Source organism: Vibrio sp. D173a (assembly GCF_030248475.1).
In genome coordinates this window covers 1-813 of sequence record NZ_JAHGAH010001511.1, presented here as the reverse complement: position 1 = coordinate 813, position 813 = coordinate 1, and the positions used below count along the sequence as shown (strand labels likewise).

1 protein-coding gene is annotated in these 813 nt (G+C 49.9%); it reads right to left on the bottom strand.

All coding sequences use genetic code 11. The features are described from left to right. Positions 1-813, bottom strand: an 813-nt coding sequence (locus tag KIV40_RS34400) for an ABC transporter permease (protein WP_285353931.1), incomplete at both ends; no start/stop codon positions are given.

Sequence of the window (813 nt, the reverse complement as noted above, 5' to 3'; positions counted from 1 at the left end):
TGCCACTGCCATCATTCCCCACAATTCATGCAGCGCGATGCCTGGCATGATCGCACTCAATGGTTCTTTGCGGTAGGTATTGATTTCACGCTGCAGAGCGAAGGTTTGGATTTTCGAGTTCAGTCCTAGCATCATCGCCGTGATCTGCTGAGGCTGAAAATCGTAAGTTCTTAGGGTATCGGCATCTGGGGTATGGCCGAGGTTAGCGCCTGACTCCCAACCGACATGAATGGCTTCGATTGCTTCCAGTGAGACGTGTACGGTTTTATCCACTGGGGTTCCAGTTGGTGCAATGATACCGACGATAGTGAATGGCAGGTTATCGTGACGGCTGAACGCCACATCACTAATACCGTGCGCTAGGATGATTTGATCACCAATCTTGTAGTCGAGTTGTTTTGCCACATCTGCACCGATCACCACATCAAACAGCTCATCAAACTCACGCCCTTGCTGTAGGGTTAGTGGTTGCTTACTTCCATAGCGATAGTGCTCAAAATAACTGTGGTTGGTTCCCATCACACGGAAGCCTTTGTGTGAGTCACCGAGTGAGATTGGGATCGCCCATTTTACCGCTTTGTGCTGGCTGAATTCTTCATAACTCTTCCAGTCGATATTGTTGGTCGCATTGCCGATTCGAAATACTGAATAGAGCAGCAGGTTTACTTGGCCAGAACGACCACCAACAATCAGGTCGGTGCCTGAAATGGTATTGGCGAAGCTGCTTTTTGCTTCGGTACGCACGCGCTCTACACCAAGGAGCAAGATCACGGAAACGGCCACAGTTAGGATGGTGAGAATCGCGGTGGCCTT